The sequence below is a fragment of the Nonomuraea sp. NPDC050153 genome (genome assembly GCF_044460125.1).
Classification (GTDB): Bacteria; Actinomycetota; Actinomycetes; order Streptosporangiales; family Streptosporangiaceae; genus Nonomuraea.
This window is the reverse complement of record NZ_JBITJQ010000015.1, coordinates 247,577-264,572: the sequence shown is the minus strand read 5'-3', so window position 1 is coordinate 264,572 and position 16,996 is coordinate 247,577. Positions and strand designations below refer to the sequence as shown.

Annotated in this window: 14 protein-coding genes and 1 pseudogene; 10 read left to right on the top strand and 5 right to left on the bottom strand. The window is 71.7% G+C overall.

Annotated features, from left to right (window positions below; all coding sequences use genetic code 11):
- Positions 1 to 470: 470 nt before the first annotated feature.
- Positions 471 to 3,329, top strand: coding sequence for an AfsR/SARP family transcriptional regulator (locus tag ACIBQ1_RS33095; protein WP_397283216.1), 2,859 nt, complete (start codon positions 471 to 473; stop codon positions 3,327 to 3,329).
- Positions 3,330 to 3,400: 71 nt separating this feature from the next.
- On the opposite strand, the gene ACIBQ1_RS33090 is transcribed toward ACIBQ1_RS33095, so the two are convergent.
- The 4 genes and pseudogenes from ACIBQ1_RS33090 to ACIBQ1_RS33075 all read right to left on the bottom strand — a co-directional run bounded on the left by ACIBQ1_RS33090 (position 3,401) and on the right by ACIBQ1_RS33075 (position 7,840).
- Entirely contained in the window at positions 3,401 to 6,463 is a 3,063-nt protein-coding gene (locus ACIBQ1_RS33090) for a hypothetical protein (protein ID WP_397283215.1), read from the bottom strand.
- Between the two features lie 75 nt (positions 6,464 to 6,538).
- On the bottom strand, positions 6,539 to 6,670 hold the full coding sequence (locus ACIBQ1_RS33085) for a hypothetical protein (protein WP_397283214.1): 132 nt from the start codon (positions 6,668 to 6,670) through the stop codon (positions 6,539 to 6,541).
- 18 nt (positions 6,671 to 6,688) lie between these two features.
- Positions 6,689 to 6,799: pseudogene (locus ACIBQ1_RS33080) on the bottom strand (NAD(P)-dependent oxidoreductase); the annotation flags it as partial.
- A gap of 18 nt (positions 6,800 to 6,817) precedes the next feature.
- Positions 6,818 to 7,840, bottom strand: a complete 1,023-nt coding sequence (locus ACIBQ1_RS33075; RefSeq protein WP_397283213.1) for a PHP domain-containing protein — start codon at positions 7,838 to 7,840, stop codon at positions 6,818 to 6,820.
- 91 nt (positions 7,841 to 7,931) lie between these two features.
- On the opposite strand from ACIBQ1_RS33075, the gene ACIBQ1_RS33070 reads away from it, so the two are divergent.
- From ACIBQ1_RS33070 to ACIBQ1_RS33030, 9 genes are all read left to right on the top strand, one after another.
- Positions 7,932 to 8,333 carry a hypothetical protein gene (locus tag ACIBQ1_RS33070; RefSeq protein WP_397283212.1) on the top strand — a complete coding sequence of 134 codons (402 nt, stop codon included), beginning with the start codon at positions 7,932 to 7,934 and terminating at the stop codon, positions 8,331 to 8,333.
- 3 nt (positions 8,334 to 8,336) lie between these two features.
- Complete coding sequence (locus ACIBQ1_RS33065; protein ID WP_397283211.1) at positions 8,337 to 9,479, top strand: glutathionylspermidine synthase family protein; 1,143 nt, start codon at positions 8,337 to 8,339, stop codon at positions 9,477 to 9,479.
- Between the two features lie 32 nt (positions 9,480 to 9,511).
- On the top strand, positions 9,512 to 9,943 hold the full coding sequence (locus ACIBQ1_RS33060; RefSeq protein WP_397283210.1) for a DUF350 domain-containing protein: 432 nt from the start codon (positions 9,512 to 9,514) through the stop codon (positions 9,941 to 9,943).
- Positions 9,944 to 10,078: 135 nt separating this feature from the next.
- Positions 10,079 to 11,203 carry a PucR family transcriptional regulator gene (locus ACIBQ1_RS33055; protein ID WP_397283239.1) on the top strand — a complete coding sequence of 375 codons (1,125 nt, stop codon included), beginning with the start codon at positions 10,079 to 10,081 and terminating at the stop codon, positions 11,201 to 11,203.
- 103 nt (positions 11,204 to 11,306) lie between these two features.
- Complete coding sequence (locus ACIBQ1_RS33050; RefSeq protein WP_397283209.1) at positions 11,307 to 12,203, top strand: ACP S-malonyltransferase; 897 nt, start codon at positions 11,307 to 11,309, stop codon at positions 12,201 to 12,203.
- Positions 12,200 to 13,156 carry a beta-ketoacyl-ACP synthase III gene (locus ACIBQ1_RS33045; protein WP_397283208.1) on the top strand — a complete coding sequence of 319 codons (957 nt, stop codon included), beginning with the start codon at positions 12,200 to 12,202 and terminating at the stop codon, positions 13,154 to 13,156. The genes ACIBQ1_RS33050 and ACIBQ1_RS33045 overlap by 4 nt, the downstream gene beginning before the upstream one ends.
- A gap of 79 nt (positions 13,157 to 13,235) precedes the next feature.
- Positions 13,236 to 13,472 carry an acyl carrier protein gene (locus ACIBQ1_RS33040; RefSeq protein ID WP_397283207.1) on the top strand — a complete coding sequence of 79 codons (237 nt, stop codon included), beginning with the start codon at positions 13,236 to 13,238 and terminating at the stop codon, positions 13,470 to 13,472.
- A gap of 38 nt (positions 13,473 to 13,510) precedes the next feature.
- On the top strand, positions 13,511 to 14,743 hold the full coding sequence (fabF, locus tag ACIBQ1_RS33035; RefSeq protein ID WP_397283206.1) for a beta-ketoacyl-ACP synthase II: 1,233 nt from the start codon (positions 13,511 to 13,513) through the stop codon (positions 14,741 to 14,743).
- Positions 14,744 to 16,168, top strand: a complete 1,425-nt coding sequence (locus ACIBQ1_RS33030; protein ID WP_397283205.1) for an acyl-CoA carboxylase subunit beta — start codon at positions 14,744 to 14,746, stop codon at positions 16,166 to 16,168.
- A gap of 259 nt (positions 16,169 to 16,427) precedes the next feature.
- On the opposite strand, the gene ACIBQ1_RS33025 is transcribed toward ACIBQ1_RS33030, so the two are convergent.
- Positions 16,428 to 16,922, bottom strand: a complete 495-nt coding sequence (locus tag ACIBQ1_RS33025) for a DUF3145 domain-containing protein (RefSeq protein WP_397283204.1) — start codon at positions 16,920 to 16,922, stop codon at positions 16,428 to 16,430.
- Positions 16,923 to 16,996 lie beyond the last annotated feature (74 nt).

The window sequence follows — 16,996 nt, the reverse complement described above, 5'->3', positions numbered from 1 at the left end:
CGTGTGTGCGCACCATGACCGTCGGATCGCCCGCCGAGTGCGGCTTGGCGAGCCCGTCGCGGATGCTTACCCGGACACCGTGTGGGTGAACACCACCCCCGACGAGACCCTGGCCGGCTTGCCCGCGAGGTTCGAGTGGGTTTTGGACGACCTGCGAGGCCTGGTGTCGGGGCGGCCCATCGTCGCCGAAAGCTGGGACTGCGTCCGGAGCTGGTCACTCCCATCGTCGACTCACCCTGCCGGATGATCGTCATGGTGCCGAGCGAAGAGTTCCGTCGGCGTCGGCCGCGCGAGCTGCCCCGGGCTGCCACCTTCCATCTCCAGGTGACGAACCGGGCCCCAGACCCTGGTGTAGCGCCCGCGGAAGACCGGCTCTCTCCGAGTTCGGGCTGCCGGATATTCAGTCCGCTGCAATCCGATTGCATGGCCGGTCAAAAATACTCCCGAAGGTCAATGCCCGACGGAGGGGGATGCAGCCGATGCGGTTCGCGGTGCTGGGGCCTGTGCGCCTCTGGCGAGGGGACGTCGAGCTGAACTCCGGTCCTCCGCAGCAACGGGCCCTCCTCGCCCTCCTGCTGGCGTTCGCCGGACGGCCGGTGAGCCTGGACGAGGTGGTCGACGTCCTCTGGGGACAGGACCCGCCGTCCAGCTCGGTCAACGTCGTCCACAGGTACGTGGGCAACCTCCGCCGGTTGCTGGAGCCGGGGCTGCCGCCCAGGGCGGAGGGCGACTGGCTGCTCCGGAGCGCGGGCGGGTACCGGCTGAAGGCCGACGCCGGCACGCTCGACCTGCTGCGCTTCCGCCTGCTGGCCGAGCGGGCCCGTTCGGCCGCCCCCGAGGAAGCGGTCAAGCTGTACGCGGACGCGCTGGCCGAGTGGCAGGGGGAGGCCGCGGCGGGCATTCCGGCCGAGTTGCGGTCCCGGCCGGTGTTCGCCGCTCTGGAGCAGGAGCGGATCACGATCGCGCTGGCGGCGGCCGACCTCGCGCTGGAACACGGTGGGATGGTCGGATTGCTGCCCGCGTTGAGGGCGGCGGCCACCCGGCACCCGCTGGACGAGCGGCTCCAGGCCAGATTGGTGCTGGGCCTGGCCGCCACCGGCCGCCAGGCTGAGGCGCTGGACACCTGGCAGGCGGTCCGCGACGAGCTCGCCGAGGAGTTGGGCATCGAACCGGGGCCCGAGTTGCGCGCCGCGCAGCAGCACGTACTGGCCGATCAACAGCATGTGCCGAACGAGGCGGACGTGCCGACAACCGAAGGGGTCGCCGTGGTGCGGCCCGCGCAGCTGCCTGCCGATCTCGCCGTCTTCGCCGGCAGGCGGGCCGACCTGGCCAGGGCCCTCGCTCTGCTCGACGGCGACGCGCTGAGGACGGTCGTGATCAGCGCCATCGGCGGCATGGCGGGCGTCGGCAAGACGACGCTGGCGGTTCACTGGGCGCACCGGGTGGCCCACCGCTTCCCGGACGGCCAGCTGTACGTGAACCTGCGCGGCTTCGACCGCCTCGGCTCCGCCATGAACCCCGCCGAGGCCCTGCGCAGCTTCCTGGAAGCGCTCGGCGTGCCGCCGCACCGGATCCCGGTCGCGATGGACGCGCAGGTCGGGCTGTACCGGAGCCTGCTGGCCCGGCGCCGGGTGCTGATCCTGCTGGACAACGCCCGCGACGCCGACCAGGTACGCCCGCTGCTGCCCGGCAGCCCGGGCTCCCTGGTGCTGATCACCAGCAGGGACCGGTTGCCGGGCCTGGTGGCGACGGAGGGAGCGCTGCCGATGACGCTGGACCTGTTCCCGGTCGAGGACGCCCGGGAGTCGCTGGCCCGGCGGCTCGGCGAGGAGCGGGTCGAGCGGGAGCCGCAGGCGGTGGACGAGATCGTCGACCGGTGCGGCGGCCTGCCGCTGGCCTTGTCCGTGGTGGCCGCCCGCGCCGCCGCCAACCCGGCCTTCCCGCTCTCCGCGATCGCCGCCGAGCTGCGCGAGACGCCCGGGACGCTGGACGCCTTCGCGGACGGCGACCCGGCCGTCGACGTGCGGGCGGTGTTCTCGTGGTCGTACCGGTCGCTCGGCGCGGGGGCGGCCCGCCTGTTCCGGCTGCTGGCGCTGCATCCGGGGCCGGACGTCAGCGCCGGGGCGGCCGCCGCTCTCGCGGGTGAGCCCGTACGCCGTCCGCTGAACGAGCTGACCAGGGCCAGCCTGCTCACCGAGCACGCTCCCGGCCGCTACGTCGCGCACGACCTGCTGCGCGCGTACGCCACCGAGCTCGTGGCGGAGTCGGACGACGATCGGGACGCGGCCGTACGGCGGCTGCTCGACCACTACACGCAGCAGGCGCACGGGGCCGCCAGGAAGTTCGCCCCGTTCTGGGTACGGCCGGAGCTGTCCGGGCCCGTGCCGGAGTTCGACGACGACCGGCAGGCGCTGGCGTGGTTCACGGCCGAGCACCCCGTGCTGATGTCCGTGGTGGAGCTGGCGGCCCAGGGCGGGTTCGACGCGCACAGCTGGCAACTGGCCTGGGCGCTGGAGCGCTTCCTCGACCAGCAGGGCCACTGGAGCGACTGCGCGACCGTACAGCGCCTCGGGCTCGCCGCCGCCCAGCGGCTGGGGCACAGGACCGCGCAGGCGCACCTCCAACGGGCGCTGGCCCGCGCCTCCGCGCGGCTGGGCGACTATGACGTGGCCTGGTCCGGCATCCGGCGCTCGCTGGAGCTGCACGAGGAACTGGGCGACCTGAGCGGGCTGGCCACCGCCCACCGCTCCCACGCGTGGCTGCTCGACCAGGTCGGACGGTACGAGGAGTCGATCGCGGCGGCCGAGCGGGCACTCGACCTGTACGCGGCCACCGGCAACCCGGCCGGCGAGGCCAGCATGCTGCACGCGCTCGCCTGGACCCACATCAGGCTGGACCAGGGCTGCCGGGCCGCCACGTACCTCGAGCAGGCGCTGATCAAGCTGAACGGCCTGAGCAACCGCTACGGCGACGCGGGTGTCCTGGACGGGCTCGGCTACGCCCTGCACCGGATGGGCGAGTACGAGCGGGCCGTCGTGTACTACCAGCACGCCCTGACCCTCTACCGGGAGGTCGGCGACCGTTACAACGAGATCGGCACCCTGCGCCACCTCGGCGACAGCCACCGCGCGGCCGGTGACCGGGACGCGGCCAGGGCGTCCTGGCAACTCGCCCTGGACCTGGTCCACGAGGTCGTCGATCCGGCGACGGCGGCCGAGATCCGCGACAAGCTCCGCTACCTCGACGTGTCCGAAGACATGCCCGAGGACATGCCCGAGCTGGTGGGCGCCGGGAGACGGGTCAGACGCTCCTGCCGCGGCGGCCCTTGACCAGGCACCCACCAGGTACTCACCGGGCACCCACCGGGCGCCCACCGGGCGCCCACCAGCCGTCCCGCGCGTCACGGGCGGATCTTCACCTCGCCGGTGAAGGTACGGCCGTCCGTCAGGTGACCGGTGACGGTCACGGTGACGGTGCCGGTGTAGCCGGTCAGGGCCTTCACGACGGCGGCGCCGTCCACGCGAAGTCCGCCGTGCGGGAGCGCCCTGGCGCCGAGCTCGACGATCTTCCCGTCGGCGACCGCGCGGACCGTCCCCGCCAGGATCCCGGCGCGACCACCTGCGGCGTGCCGGGGCAGTTGCACGTCGAGCCTGTCCTTCCGGAGTTCGAGCCGGGCCTGGAGCGGGGAGCCCGTGGTCAGGTACGGCGCCGGCGGCTGGGACATCCCGCTGCCCAGGAAGAAGCCGGTGTGCGGGGGCTGGTTGTAGCCGACGTTCTGCCACACGACCCCGGCCTCGTAGACCGCGTCGTGCATGAGCGTCCGGAAGCGGTGATCCGTCGGGTACGGCGTGGCGTAGAGCCGCAGCGCGGTGGAGTCCTCGGTCCGGACGATCAGCTCCTCACGCCAGTCGCCCAGGAGGTCGGCCTGCAGCGAGGGGTTGCCCTTGGTGGTGTTGTCGGAGTAGGCGCCGGTCGCGGTGAGCAGATTGGCGGTGGTCCGCGTGGCCGGGTCCCACTTGCCGATGGTCGGCACGCCCGCCGCCCTGTCGGCGGAGTAGTCGTGGTCCAGGATCTCCCTGGACAGGTCGCCGTCCCACCAGATGGAGTTGCTGATCGCCGGGGTCTGCTGCGAGAGGAGCTCGCCGGTGGCGGTGCGGAGGCCGGCCCCGGTGGAGGCCCAGACCTCCTCGCCCGGATGCGCGGGGTCGATGTCGCCGGTCAGGCCGCGCCCGGTGTCCTGGCCGGTCTTGACGCACCAGAGGATCTCGCCGCTGTCGGCGTCGTGCATCTCCAGCCCGCACGGCATGTCGGTGTGCTCGTGCACGCCGACGATCTCCAGGCCGGGGTGCGCCGGGTCGAGGTCGCCCAGGTGCATGGCGTCGCCGTGCTCCAGTCCGGTGGTGTAGAGCCCGGTGCCGTCGTCGTCCAGGGTCATCGCGCCGTAGGCGATCTCGTCCCGGCCGTCGCCGTCCACGTCGGCCACGGACAGGTTGTGGTTGCCCTGGCCGCCGTACCCGGGGTTGTCGGAGCTGGAGAAGGTCCAGCGCCTGGTCAGCTTGCCGCCCCGCCAGTCGTAGGCCACCAGCATGGTCTTGGCGTAGTAGCCGCGGGTCATGACGACGCTGGGCAGCACGCCGTCCAGGTGGGCGGAGGCGGCCAGGAAGCGGTCGGAACGGTTGCCGCCGCTGTCGCCCCAGTCGGCCACGTTGCCGCGGGCCGGCTCGTAGTCCACGGTGGCCAGCGCCGCGCCGCTGCGCCCGTCGAAGACGGTCAGGTACTCGGGCCCGCTCAGGATCCGGCCGCCGGTGGTGCGGTGGTCGGCGGCGGCGTCCCCGATCACGGTCCCGGCGCCGTCGACGGTCCCGTCCGCCGTCTTGACCACGAACTCGGCCCGCCCGTCCCCGTCGAAGTCGTCGACCAGGAACGGGCTGTAGTGCGCGCCGGCCCGGACGTTGCGGCCCAGGTTGATCCGCCAGAGCCTGGTCCCGTCCAGCTCGTACGCGTCGAAGACGGTCTCACCGGTGTAGCCGCCCTGGGAGTTGTCCTTGGAGTTGGACGGGTCCCACTTGAGCACGATCTCGTACTGGCCGTCTCCGTCCAGGTCGGCGGCGGCCGCGTCGTTCGCGCGGTAGTCGTAGTCGCCGCCGGCCGGGGTCACTCCCCCGGCCGGTTTGTCCAGCGGGATGCTCAGGTACGGCGCCGCCCAGGGTCGCACCGCCGCCGAGCGGCGTCCCGCCCGGCCGTCCAGCACCGCTGCGACGGTGTAGGAGCCGGTGCCGCTGTCCAGGTAGTTCGTCTTGTCGGTGGTGGTGAGGAGCTTCCCGTCCCGGTAGAGCTCGAAGCGCACCTCGGCGGGGTCGGTGCCGAGCATCCGCCAGCTCACCAGCGTGCCCTGCCCGGTCGGCACGGCGACCAGGCCCCGGTCGAGCCTGGTCATCCGGCGCAGCGGATAGGCGGTGACGGGCGAGGTCACCGTGTCCGAGGAGGCCGACAACCCGCCCGTCCCGGCGGCGACCACCCGGTAGCGGTGCCGGTCGCCGGGCACGATCTCGTCGGTGTATCGGGGCTCGGCCACGACGCCGACGCGCTTGTCGTCCCGGTAGAGGTGGTAGCGGATGGCGCCCTCGACCGGCCGCCAGCGCAGCGTGATCTTCTTGCCGGAGGCGGTGACCAGCTCCAGGCCGCCCGGCGCGGCCGGGGCGGGCCGCGTGGCGTCCTTGACGGTCACGGTGAGGGGCGCTCCCAGCGTCCCGCCGGGCACGGCGACCGCGTAGACGTAGGTCAGGCCCAGTTCAGGGGTGCTGTCGGTGAAGGCCGGCGCGGAGGTGGCGCCCAGCTTGGCCCACGGGCCGGCGGTGCCGGCCGCCCGGTAGACCTCGTAGCCGGCGGTGCCGGTGGCGTTCCAGGCCAGCGTGACGCTGGGGGTGGCGCTCGCCCTGATCGCGGTGGCGGCCAGCCCCGTGGGCGCGCCGGCCGGCTTGATCAGGACCGCGTTCACCCGGCCGTCGCGGCCGAAGCCCAGGTCGAGGCGGCCGTCGGCGACCAGGGCCGTGCCGGTGTAGTCGCCGTACGCGCCGGTGCTCGCGGTGATGGTGCCGCGGTCCTCGCCTTCCACGGCGAGTGTGGTGACGTTGGGGGCGATGGCGTCCCCGGAGATCACGGTGAGCTCGTACTCGCCGTTGGGGACGTCCACGGCGAAGCCGTACGAGGCTGAGACGGTGAAGTCACGCGTCACCGGGTCGGCGGTGCCGCGGTCGCGGAAGCCCACCGTCCGGTCCAGGCCGTAGCCGAGGTCGGCGGTGTAGAGGGAGGTGTGCGCGACGCGCGTGTAGCCGTCGGCCAGCGGGCTGGAGGTGGAGCCGAAGTCGAACTTGAGTCCGGGGGCCGGGTCGAGGGGGGCCGCCACGGCGGGGGTCGCCGAGACGGTCAGCGTGACCGCGGCGGCGATGAGTGCAAGCCTCACGGGCGTACTCCTGCGGAGTGATCTTTGATGAGAACGTTTTTAGCCTCCCGGAAAGCGCTTGCCAAGCCTTGACTTTCAGTGACTCTCGTGTCGCGCCGAGCGCCCGATCGTGTCGGCGCGGACGGGGTGCGCGAACGGCAGCCCCCGGCCGTACCGTTCCAGCTCGTCGAGGGCCGAGCGGGTCCGGTGGCGTAGCTCGCCGCCCACCGAGCCGGCGATGTGCGGGGTGAGGAGGACGTTCGGCAGGTCGTAGAGCGGCGAGTTCGCCGGGAGGATCTCGGGCTCGGTGACGTCGAGGACGGCGTCGATCCGGCCCGAGACCAGTTCCTTGGTGAGCGATCGCGCGTCGCCTGATCAGGCGGAGGTCCAGTCGAGCAAGCGGTCCAGCGGCCAGGTGTTGACGACGCGGTCGGCCTCGATGCCGCAGCGCGCGGCCCGCTCGCAGCCGTTGCGTTGCCAGTCGAGCTGCCCGGGCGCGTGGGCGTCCGAGTCGATCGCGAACACGCACCCCATCTCGTACGCCAGCCGCATCAGCCGCTTGGGCGGATCCAGCCGGTCCGGCCGGGAGTTGATCTCCACCGCGACCCCGAACCGCCGGCAGGCCTCGAAGACCAGCTCGGCGTCGAACTCCGACTCCGGCCGCTTGACGCCCCTCTTCCCGCCGGCCTGCACCACCCGCCCCGTGCAGTGGCCGAGCACGTCCACCAGGGGGTTGGCGATGGCGGTGACCATGCGGCGGGTCATGTCGTCGCCGCCCATGCGCAGCTTGGAGTGCACGCTGGCCACCACCACGTCCAGCCGCTCCAGGAGCTCGGGTGACTGGTCGAGGGAGCCGTCCAGGTTGATGTCCACCTCGATGCCGGTCAGGATCCTGAACGGGGCCAGCCGCTCGTTCAGCTCGGCCACCACGTCGAGCTGGTGTTCCAGGCGCTCGGCCGAGAGGCCCTTGGCGACGGTCAGGCGGGGCGAGTGGTCGGTCAGCGCCAGGTAGTCGTGGCCGAGCCCGCGGGCCGTCCCGGCCATCTCCTCGATCGGCGAGCCGCCGTCCGACCAGTCCGAGTGGCTGTGCAGGTCGCCCTTCAACGCGCTGCGCAGCGCCTCCGTCTCCTCGTCGAGCTGGACGCCGTCGGTGGCCCGCATCCGCCGCAAATACGTAGGAACCTGTCCATCGAGGCTTTCGTTGATCACAAGGGCGGTGACCTTCCCGATGCCGGGCAGGTCGCCGAGCCCACCGGTGCGGGCCAGCCGCACGAGCTCGTCCCCGGGCAGGTCGGCGACGACCTGGGCGGCGCGGCGGAAGGCACGTACGCGGTACGTGGGCTCTCCGGCGCGCTCCAGCAGGAAGGCGATCTCGCGCAGGGCCTCAACCGGTTCCATGTCAGCGAACATACCCGGGGCCACGACCACAAGGATTGAACGGGGACGAGGGCCGCCGATAGGCTGAGCGGCCCATGAAAGCAGGATCTTGATGGCACAACCGCCGCAAACCCACCCCACACCACCGCCGCCCGCCCGCAAGGCGTCGAAGGCCATCCCGTTGACCATTCTCGGCGTCCTGTCCATCATGCTGGTCGGATACTGCGCGGCCACCCAGGACGACGACGACGTCACCGCGGACTGCGTCATCCAACTGGAGGACGGCACGTACGAGGTCGTCGACGACGACTACTGCGACGATGACGACAACGGCTCTTACCACGTCTACGGCGGCTCGCGCGGGGCGTACATGTGGTACTACGGGGGCACCAGGTCCGGTAACAAGGTGCACGACGGCACCACGTACCGGCCGTCCGACGTCAACATCAACACCCGCAAGGGGAAAGAGATCCAGCGGGGTGGCTTCGGCAACCACTGGGGCGGCGGGAGCTGACAGGTGCGCCGTGAGCATGGCATTCCCAGGGACGGCTGGGAGAAGACGATCGAGGGCCAGGGCCTGGCCTACCACCGGCTGGCGCACCCGTCGGGGTTGAGCAGACCGTACTGGGACGAGTCCATCCATTACGTCTTCTCCATGGACGAGGTCGAGGCGCTGGAGGAGCAGGTCGAGGAGCTCCACGAGATGTGCCTGCGCGCCGTCGAGCACGTGGTCTCGGCCCGGCGCTTCGCCGACTTCGCGATCCCCGAGTGGGCGTGGGACGACGTGGCGCGCTCATGGGAGCGCCGCGACCCCCACCTGTACGCCCGCTTCGACCTGCGCTACGACGGCACCGGCCCGGCCAGGCTGCTGGAGTACAACGCGGACACGCCGACCTCGCTCGTGGAGTCGTCGGTCGTGCAGTGGTTCTGGCTGCAGGACGTCCACCCGGGCGCCGACCAGTGGAACTCCGTGCACGAGCGGCTCATCGACCGCTGGCGTGAGCTGCGGCTGCCGCCCGGGCCCACCCACTTCGCGTTCACGAACATGGACGAGACGGGCGAGGAGGCCATGACCGTGGCGTACCTGCAGGAGACCGCCGAGCAGGCGGGCCTGCAGACCGTCGCCGTCGCCATGGAGGACATCGGCTGGGACTCGCTCAACCGCCGATTCGTGGACGTCGAGGAGCGCGTGATCCGCTCGGCGTTCAAGCTCTACCCGTGGGAGTGGATGCTGGCCGACGACTTCGGGCGGCACGCCGTGCGGCACTCCACCTGGATCGAGCCGCTGTGGAAGACGCTGCTGTCCAACAAGGCGCTGCTGGCGATCCTGTGGGAGCTCAACCCCGGCCACCCCAGCCTGCTGCCCGCCTACCTCGACGGCCCCCGCGACCTGACCTCCTACATCGCCAAGCCGCTGCTGGGCAGGGAGGGCGCCTCCATGCGCATCGTCACTCCCGAGGGCACCCAGGAGACGCCGGGCGTCTACGGCCAGGAGGGGTACGTCTTCCAGGGCTTCGAGGCGCTGCCCGAGTTCGAGGGCCAGCGGCCGGTGCTCGGCGCCTGGGTGGTCGCCGACGCGGCCGCCGGGCTGGGTATCAGGGAGACGACCGGCCTGATCACCGATGACACCTCCTCGTTCGTCCCCCACCGCATCGCCTGACTCCTCCACCGCATCCCCCGATAGGAATCAACGTGACTCTTCTCGAGACCCTCGCCCGTGGCGCGGGCGCCATCGCCTCGTACGCCGCCGTCGGCGTGATCCTGATGATCGTCGGCTTCTACGTGATCGACTGGGCCACCCCCGGCAAGCTGAGCGAGATCATCCGCACCCAGCGCAACCCGAACGCCACCCTGCTCGCCACCTCCGCGCTGGCCGCCGTCGGCCTGATCGTGGCCGCCTCCATCTGGTCCTCCGGCGGTCGGCTGGCCGAGGGGCTGGCGGGCACGGCGGTGTTCGGCCTGGTGGGCATCGTGGTGCAGACCGTGGCGATGCTGCTGTTCGACCGGATCGTCGGCATCTCCGTACGCGACCTCGTGAAGGAGCCCGAGCTGCAGCCGGGCGCGCGGCTGCTCGCGGTCACGCACGTCGCGATCGGCCTCATCACGGCCGTCGCGGTCATCTGACGCACCCCTGACCGCTGAGGGAGATCCGGCCCACCGCGGGAGAACGACCGTCGCGGTCATACGGACGGACCTGGCACTCTAGGAGACGTGACAGACCGGACCCGGGAGGACACCACACGCAGGCTCGAGCGGGCCATGGGCTCGCTCGGCACGGCGGCGATGGCGCGCATGGAGGACCAGCTGCCGTGGTTCCGCGCGCTCAGCGCCGAGGACCGGTCGTGGGTGGGGCTCGTGGCCCAGGCCGGCATCGCCGCGTTCGTCGAGTGGTTCTCGATCGCCGGCGAGGATCCCCCCACCCCCAGCATCGAGTTCTTCGGCACGGCCCCGCGCGAGCTCAAGCGGTCCATCTCGCTGCAGCAGACCGTCGACATCGTCAGGATCGTGGTCGAGGTGGTCGAGGCGCAGGCCCACGAGCTGGCCGCGCCCGGCGGCGAGGACCAGCTCCAGCAGGCCATGCTCCGCTACACCCGCGACGTCGCCTTCGCCGCCGCCCACGTCTACGCCCGCGAGGCCGAGGCCAGGGGCTCGTGGGACGCCCGGCTGGAGGCCCTGATCGTGGACGCCCTCGTCCGCGGCGAGGTCGACGACGGCCTGCACTCCTGGGCGGCCGCGCTCGGCTGGACCTCCTCCCCCGTGGTCGTCATCGCCGGTCACGCCCCCGACGACGACCCCCGCGCGGTCATCGACGGGCTGCGGGAGAAGGGCCGGCGCATCGGCATGGACCTGCTGGCCGGCGTGCAGGCCGACCGGCTGATCGTCATCGTGGGCGGCGCCGACAGCGTCAACGACGCGGCCAAGCAGGTCGTGCACCGCTTCGGGATGGGCCCCATCGTCATCGGCCCCGAGGTCCCCGACCTGCACGCCGCGGCCAGGTCCGCCAGAGCGGCGCTGGCCGGGCTGAAGGCGTCGTCCGGCTGGCCCGACGCGCCCCGGCCGGTGCACGCGGAAGACCTGCTGGCCGAGCGGGCGCTCGACGGCGACGACGACGCCAGGCAGCAGCTCATCGAGAACGTCTACCTGCCGCTGGCCGGGACGCCCCTGCTCGACACCCTCGCCACGTACCTGGAGCAGGGCACCTCGCTGGAGGCGACGGCGCGGCTGCTGTTCGTCCACCCCAACACCGTCCGCTACCGCCTGAAGAAGATCACGGAGCTGACCGGCTACCAGCCCACGGAGGGCAGGTCCGCCTTCACGCTCCAGGTCGGCCTGATCCTCGGCCGGTTGGCGGAGAGCGCCGAAATGTGGCGCGCCCTAACGTAATGTCGCCGAAATCCCCACTGTAGGCTTCCTACAAAACCCCCCGGACGAAGTTCGTGCGGATCATTATCCGCGTGTCGGAGTTCTACAGGGCAAGGTGGGTTTTGTGCTTGTACTCGTCGCTCCGGGCCAAGGTGCCCAAACGCCAGGCTTCCTTTCTCCCTGGCTCGAGCTCCCCGGTGTGGCCGACCGACTCGGCGCCTGGTCGGAGGTCGTCGGGCTCGATCTGATCGCCTACGGGACGACCGCCGACGCCGACGAGATCCGTGACACCGCCGTAGCCCAGCCCCTTCTCGTGGCCGCCGCGCTGGCCTCCGCCGAGGTGCTCGGCGCGACGCCGGACGTGCTCGCGGGCCACAGCGTGGGCGAGTTCGCCGCGGCCGCGCTGGCCAAGGTGCTCACCCCCGAGCAGGCGCTGACCCTGATCCGCGAGCGCGCCCAGGCCATGGCCAAGGCCGCCGCGATCACCGAGACCGGCATGAGCGCCGTGCTCGGCGGCGTCGAGGACGACGTGCTCGCCGCCATCGAGAGGCACGGCCTGACCCCCGCCAACATCAACGGCGCCGGACAAATCGTGGCGGGCGGCACGCTGGAGCAGCTGGCCGCGCTGAAGGACGACCCGCCGGCCCGCGCCCGCCTCATCGCGCTGAAGGTGGCGGGCGCCTTCCACACCCACCACATGGCCCCCGCCGTGGAGAGCCTGCGCGAGGCCGCGAGCCACGTGGTCCCCGCCGACCCCGCCGTCACGCTCCTGTCCAACGCCGACGGCCAGGCGGTCGCCACCGGCGCCGAGTTCGTGGACCGGCTGGTCAAGCAGATCAGCAGCCCCGTCAGGTGGGGCGCCTGCATGGAGACCATGGCCGGGCTCGGCGTCACGAAGATGATCGAGCTGCTGCCCGGCGGCACGCTCACCGGCCTCGCCAAGCGCGCCCTGCCCGGTGTGCGGGCCGTGGCGCTGAAGACCCCCGACGACCTCGAAGCGGCCAGGGAGCTGATCAAGTGAAGATTCCCGACGTCGCCCCTGGCGGCAGGATCCTGGCCCTCGGCCACTACCAGCCGGCGCAGGTCGTCACCAACGACGACCTGACCAAGACCATGGACACCAACGACGAGTGGATCCAGTCCAGGGTCGGCATCAAGGAGCGCCGCGTCGCTCCCGACAGCGAGTCCCTCGAAGACATGGCCACCATCGCCGGCGGCAAGGCACTGGCCGCGAGCGGCCTGTCGCCCGAAGAGATCGACCTGGTCATCGTCGCCACCTGCACGCTCGAGTCCCAGATCCCCAACGCCTCCGCCGTCGTGGCCCACCGCCTCGGCATCCAGTCTCCGGGCGCGTTCGACGTGAACGCCGCCTGCGCCGGGTTCTGCTACGCCCTCGGCACCGCGAGCGCCGCCGTGCGCGCGGGCTCGGCCCGCAACGTGCTGGTCATCGGCGCGGAGAAGCTGTCGCAGTGGGTCGACTGGACCGACAGGTCCACCGCCGTGATCTTCGCCGACGGCGCGGGCGCTGCGGTGGTGGGTCCCTCCGAGACTCCCGGCATCGGCCCCGTGGTGTGGGGCAGCGCCGGCGACAAGTCCGAGGCGATCATCGTCAAGGACCGCCAGAACTTCCTCCACCAGGAGGGCCAGACGGTGTTCCGCTGGGCGACCACCGCGCTCCACCCGGTGGCCCTGGAGGCGTGCGAGCGTGCGGGCGTGGACCCCGCGGAGCTGACGGCGTTCGTGCCCCACCAGGCAAACCTGCGCATCATCGAGGCCATCGCCCGCAAGCTGGGCGCAGAGAAGGCCGTGATCGCCCGCGACATCGTCACCGCCGGCAACACCTCTGCCGCCTCGATCCCGCTGGCGCTGTCGCGCATGCTGGAGCGCGGCGAGGTCCGCTCCGGCGGTCTCGCGCTGCTGCTCGGCTTCGGCGCGGGGCTGACGTACGCGGGGCAAGTGGTCGAGATCCCTTAGCCTCCCCCCAGTACCTCATCCAGAGCTTGTACGGTATCGCCCGTACAGAACCCAGAAATCAAAAAGGAGAACCAGCAACATGGCCACCGAGCAGGACATTCTTGACGGCCTCGGCAAGATCATCAACGAGATCACCGGCATCCCGGCCTCGGACGTGACCCCCGAGAAGAACTTCGTGGACGACCTCGACATCGACTCCCTGTCGATGGTCGAGATCGCCGTGGCCGCCCAGGACGAGTTCGGCGTCGAGATCCCCGACGACCAGCTCAAGAACCTGAAGACGGTCAAGGACGTCCTCAACTTCATCCAGGGCTGAGACCGAGACCACATACTGACTAGCAAGGAGCGCGAAACGTGAGTGCGAACCGGGTACGTGTCGTCGTCACCGGGCTTGGCGCGACGACGCCCGTCGGTGGAGACGTCACCTCGACCTGGACGGCGCTCCTCGCCGGTCAGTCGGGTGTCGAGACCCTCACCACGGACTGGATCGACACCGTCCCCGTGAGGTTCGCGGGGACGGCCGCGGTGGACCCCACCGAGGTGCTGCCGCGGCCGGAGGCCCGCCGGCTCGACCGCAGCGAGCAGTTCGCGATGGTCGCCGCCCGGGAGGCCTGGCAGGACGCCGGCACCCCCGAGGTCGCGCCGGAGCGGCTGGGCGTCGTGGTCTCCAGTGGCATCGGCGGCATCAGCACCACGCTGAGCGCGTACGACACCTGGCGCGAGCGCGGCTGGAACCGGCTGTCGCCGTTCACCGTGCCGATGCTCATGCCCAACGGCCCGGCCGCCTGGATCGGTCTCGACCTGGGCGCGCAGGCGGGGGTGCACGCCACCGTGTCGGCGTGCGCGTCCGGCGCCGAGGCGATCGGCTACGCGATGGACATGATCAGGGTCGGCCGCGCCGACGTGGTCGTGGCCGGCGGCACCGAGGCCGCCATCCACGGGCTCAACATGGCGGCCTTCGCCGCCGCGCGGGCCATGTCCACCCGCAACGACGACCCGCAGGGCGCGTCCAGGCCGTGGGACCGCGACCGCGACGGGTTCGTGCTCGGTGAGGGCGCCGGCATCGTGGTGCTGGAGTCCGAGGAGCACGCGAAGGCGCGTGGCGCGCGCATCTACGCCTACTGCGCCGGGGTCGGCTACTCCGCCGACGCCCACCACATCACGCAGCCGGAGCCCGAGGGCCGGGGCATCATCATGGCGATGACCCAGGCGCTCAACGACGCGGGCCTGACCGGCCTCGACATCAAGCACGTCAACGCACATGCCACCTCCACCCCCGCCGGCGACGTCGGCGAGGTGCAGGCCGTGGCCAAGGCCATCGGCACCCACCCGCTCGTGACCTCGACCAAGTCGATGACCGGTCACCTGCTCGGCGGGGCCGGCGGCATCGAGTCCGTCTTCACGATCAAGGCACTGCAGGAGCGGATCGTCCCCGCGACCATCAACCTCGACGACCTCGACGACGGCATCGAGGTCGACCTGGTCTACGGGAAGAACCGCCCGCTGCCCGAAGGCGACGTCGCCGCGGTCAACAACTCGTTCGGATTCGGCGGTCACAACGTGGCCGTCGTGTTTAAGGGGGCATAAATGACCGTGCTGGACAACGGGGTGGCGACCGACGGCACCGAACAGGAGCCTGCCGATCCCCGCGATCCAGTCGTCCGTCTGACCGCGCTGCTCGACGAGGGCTCGCTGCGGCTGATCACCTCCGAAGACAAGAGCGGCGTGCTGGCCGCCATGGGCCGCGTCGAGGGTGTCCCCGTCGTCGCCTTCTGCAGTGACGCCCGCTTCCAGGGCGGCGCGATGGGCAGCGAGGGCTGCGAGCACATCGTGCACGCCTACGACGTGGCCGTCCGTGAACGGGTGCCGGTCATCGGGATCTGGCACTCCGGCGGTGCGCGACTCGCCGAAGGCGTCGAGTCGCTGCACGCCGTCGGGCGGGTCTTCGCCGCCATGACCAAGGCGTCCGGCGTGGTGCCGCAGATCTCCGTGGTCGTCGGCCCCGCCGCCGGCGGCGCCGCGTACGGCCCCGCCCTGACCGACCTCGTCATCCTGGCCGACTCCGGCCGCATCTTCGTCACGGGCCCCGACGTGGTCCGCAGCGTCACCGGTGAGAGCGTCGACGCCGCGGCCCTGGGCGGCCCGGAGCCGCACAGCAAGCGCAGCGGCGTCGTGCACGTCGTCACCAAGACCGAGACCGACGCGTACGTCAGGGCGCGCCAGCTCGCCACGCTCCTCGGCCACCAGGGCCGGGTGCGCACGGGAGAAATCGAGGAAGTGGACTTCTCCACGCTGCTGCCCGACTCGGCCAGGCGCGCCTACGACGTCAAGCCGCTGGTCAACGGCCTGCTCGACGAGCCTGGCATCGAGCTGCACCCCAAGTGGGCGCCGAACATCGTCACATCGCTCGGCCGCCTCGGTGGCCGGACGGTCGGTGTGATCGCCAACAACCCGATGCGGCTGGGCGGCTGCCTCGACGCCACGTCCGCCGAGAAAGCTGCCCGCTTCGTACGTATGTGTGACGCTTTCGGAGTGCCATTGGTTGTCCTCGTGGACGTTCCCGGCTACCTGCCCGGGGTCGGCCAGGAGCACGACGGGGTCGTGCGGCGGGGGGCCAAGCTGCTGCACGCCTTCGCCGAGGCCTCGGTGCCGCGGATCACGCTGGTGACGCGGAAGGCGTACGGGGGCGCGTACATCGCGATGAACTCCCGGGCGCTGGGGGCCACCAAGGTGTTCGCCTGGCCGACCACCGAGGTGGCGGTCATGGGGCCGGTGGCGGCCGTACGCATCCTCAAGCGGCGCGAGCTGGCCGCCGCGCCGGAGGAGGAGCGGGCCGAGCTGGAGCAGCGGCTGGCCGCCGAGCACGAGAAGCTGGCCGGTGGGCTCGATCGGGCGCGGGAGCTGGGGGTCATCGACGAGGTGATCAGGCCCGGGGAGACCCGCGGCGCCATCGCCAAGATCCTCGCCCAGGCCACGCCCGCCCGTGGTGCCCACGGCAACATCCCGCTGTAGGTCTTTTGACGCTCGGCCCCGCACCGACCATCGGTGCGGGGCCGCTCGCGTGCTCGGCGCGGGTCGACGTGCTCGGCGCAGGTCCATGTGCTCGGCGCGGGTCCGGGAGAGGCGCTCCACCGTGGGACGGCGCTGGGCCCGGGAGGAGTGCACCGACGTGGGGTGGTGCGGGCCCGGGAGGGGGCTTCCCGAGAGGCCCCGCACCGGCGTGGGTGCGGGGCCTCTCGGGCGAAGCGTTCGCCCGTGGCGTGGGCAGGGGTCAGACGGCGGCGTGCAGCCAGCGGACGGGCGCGCCGTCGCCCGCGTACCGGAACGGCTCCAGTTCCTCGTCCCACGGCCGCCCGAGCATCTTGTCCAGCTCGTCCTCCAGCACGCACCGCCCCTGCGCGGCCATCATCATCGCCGCCCTGAGCCGGTCCTCGGGGATCATGATGTCGCCCGCCACGCCGATGACCGCGGTGAAGGCACCGAGCGTCGGCGTGTAGGCGTGGCGGGACCCGTCCACTCCCGGCGACGCGTCCTCGGTGATCTCGAACCTGAGGCGCTGCCAGCCCATGAGCGAGGAGGCGATGGCCGCGGCGATGCCGGCGCGACCATCCCACTCCGCCTGTGCCCGTACGACGTTGGGCGCGGCGGGTTGCGGTGTCCACGTCAGATCAACGGGCACACCAAGGACACCCGCGACTGCCCATTCGATATGAGGGCACAGCGCGGGCTGAGCCGAGTGGACGTAAAGGACGCCACGAGCAGACACCGGACCTCCCGTTTCGGTACGAGGTGCGCCTTCCCCAACGGCCTCGCCCCGGGATGATCACAAGTGACTAGGGA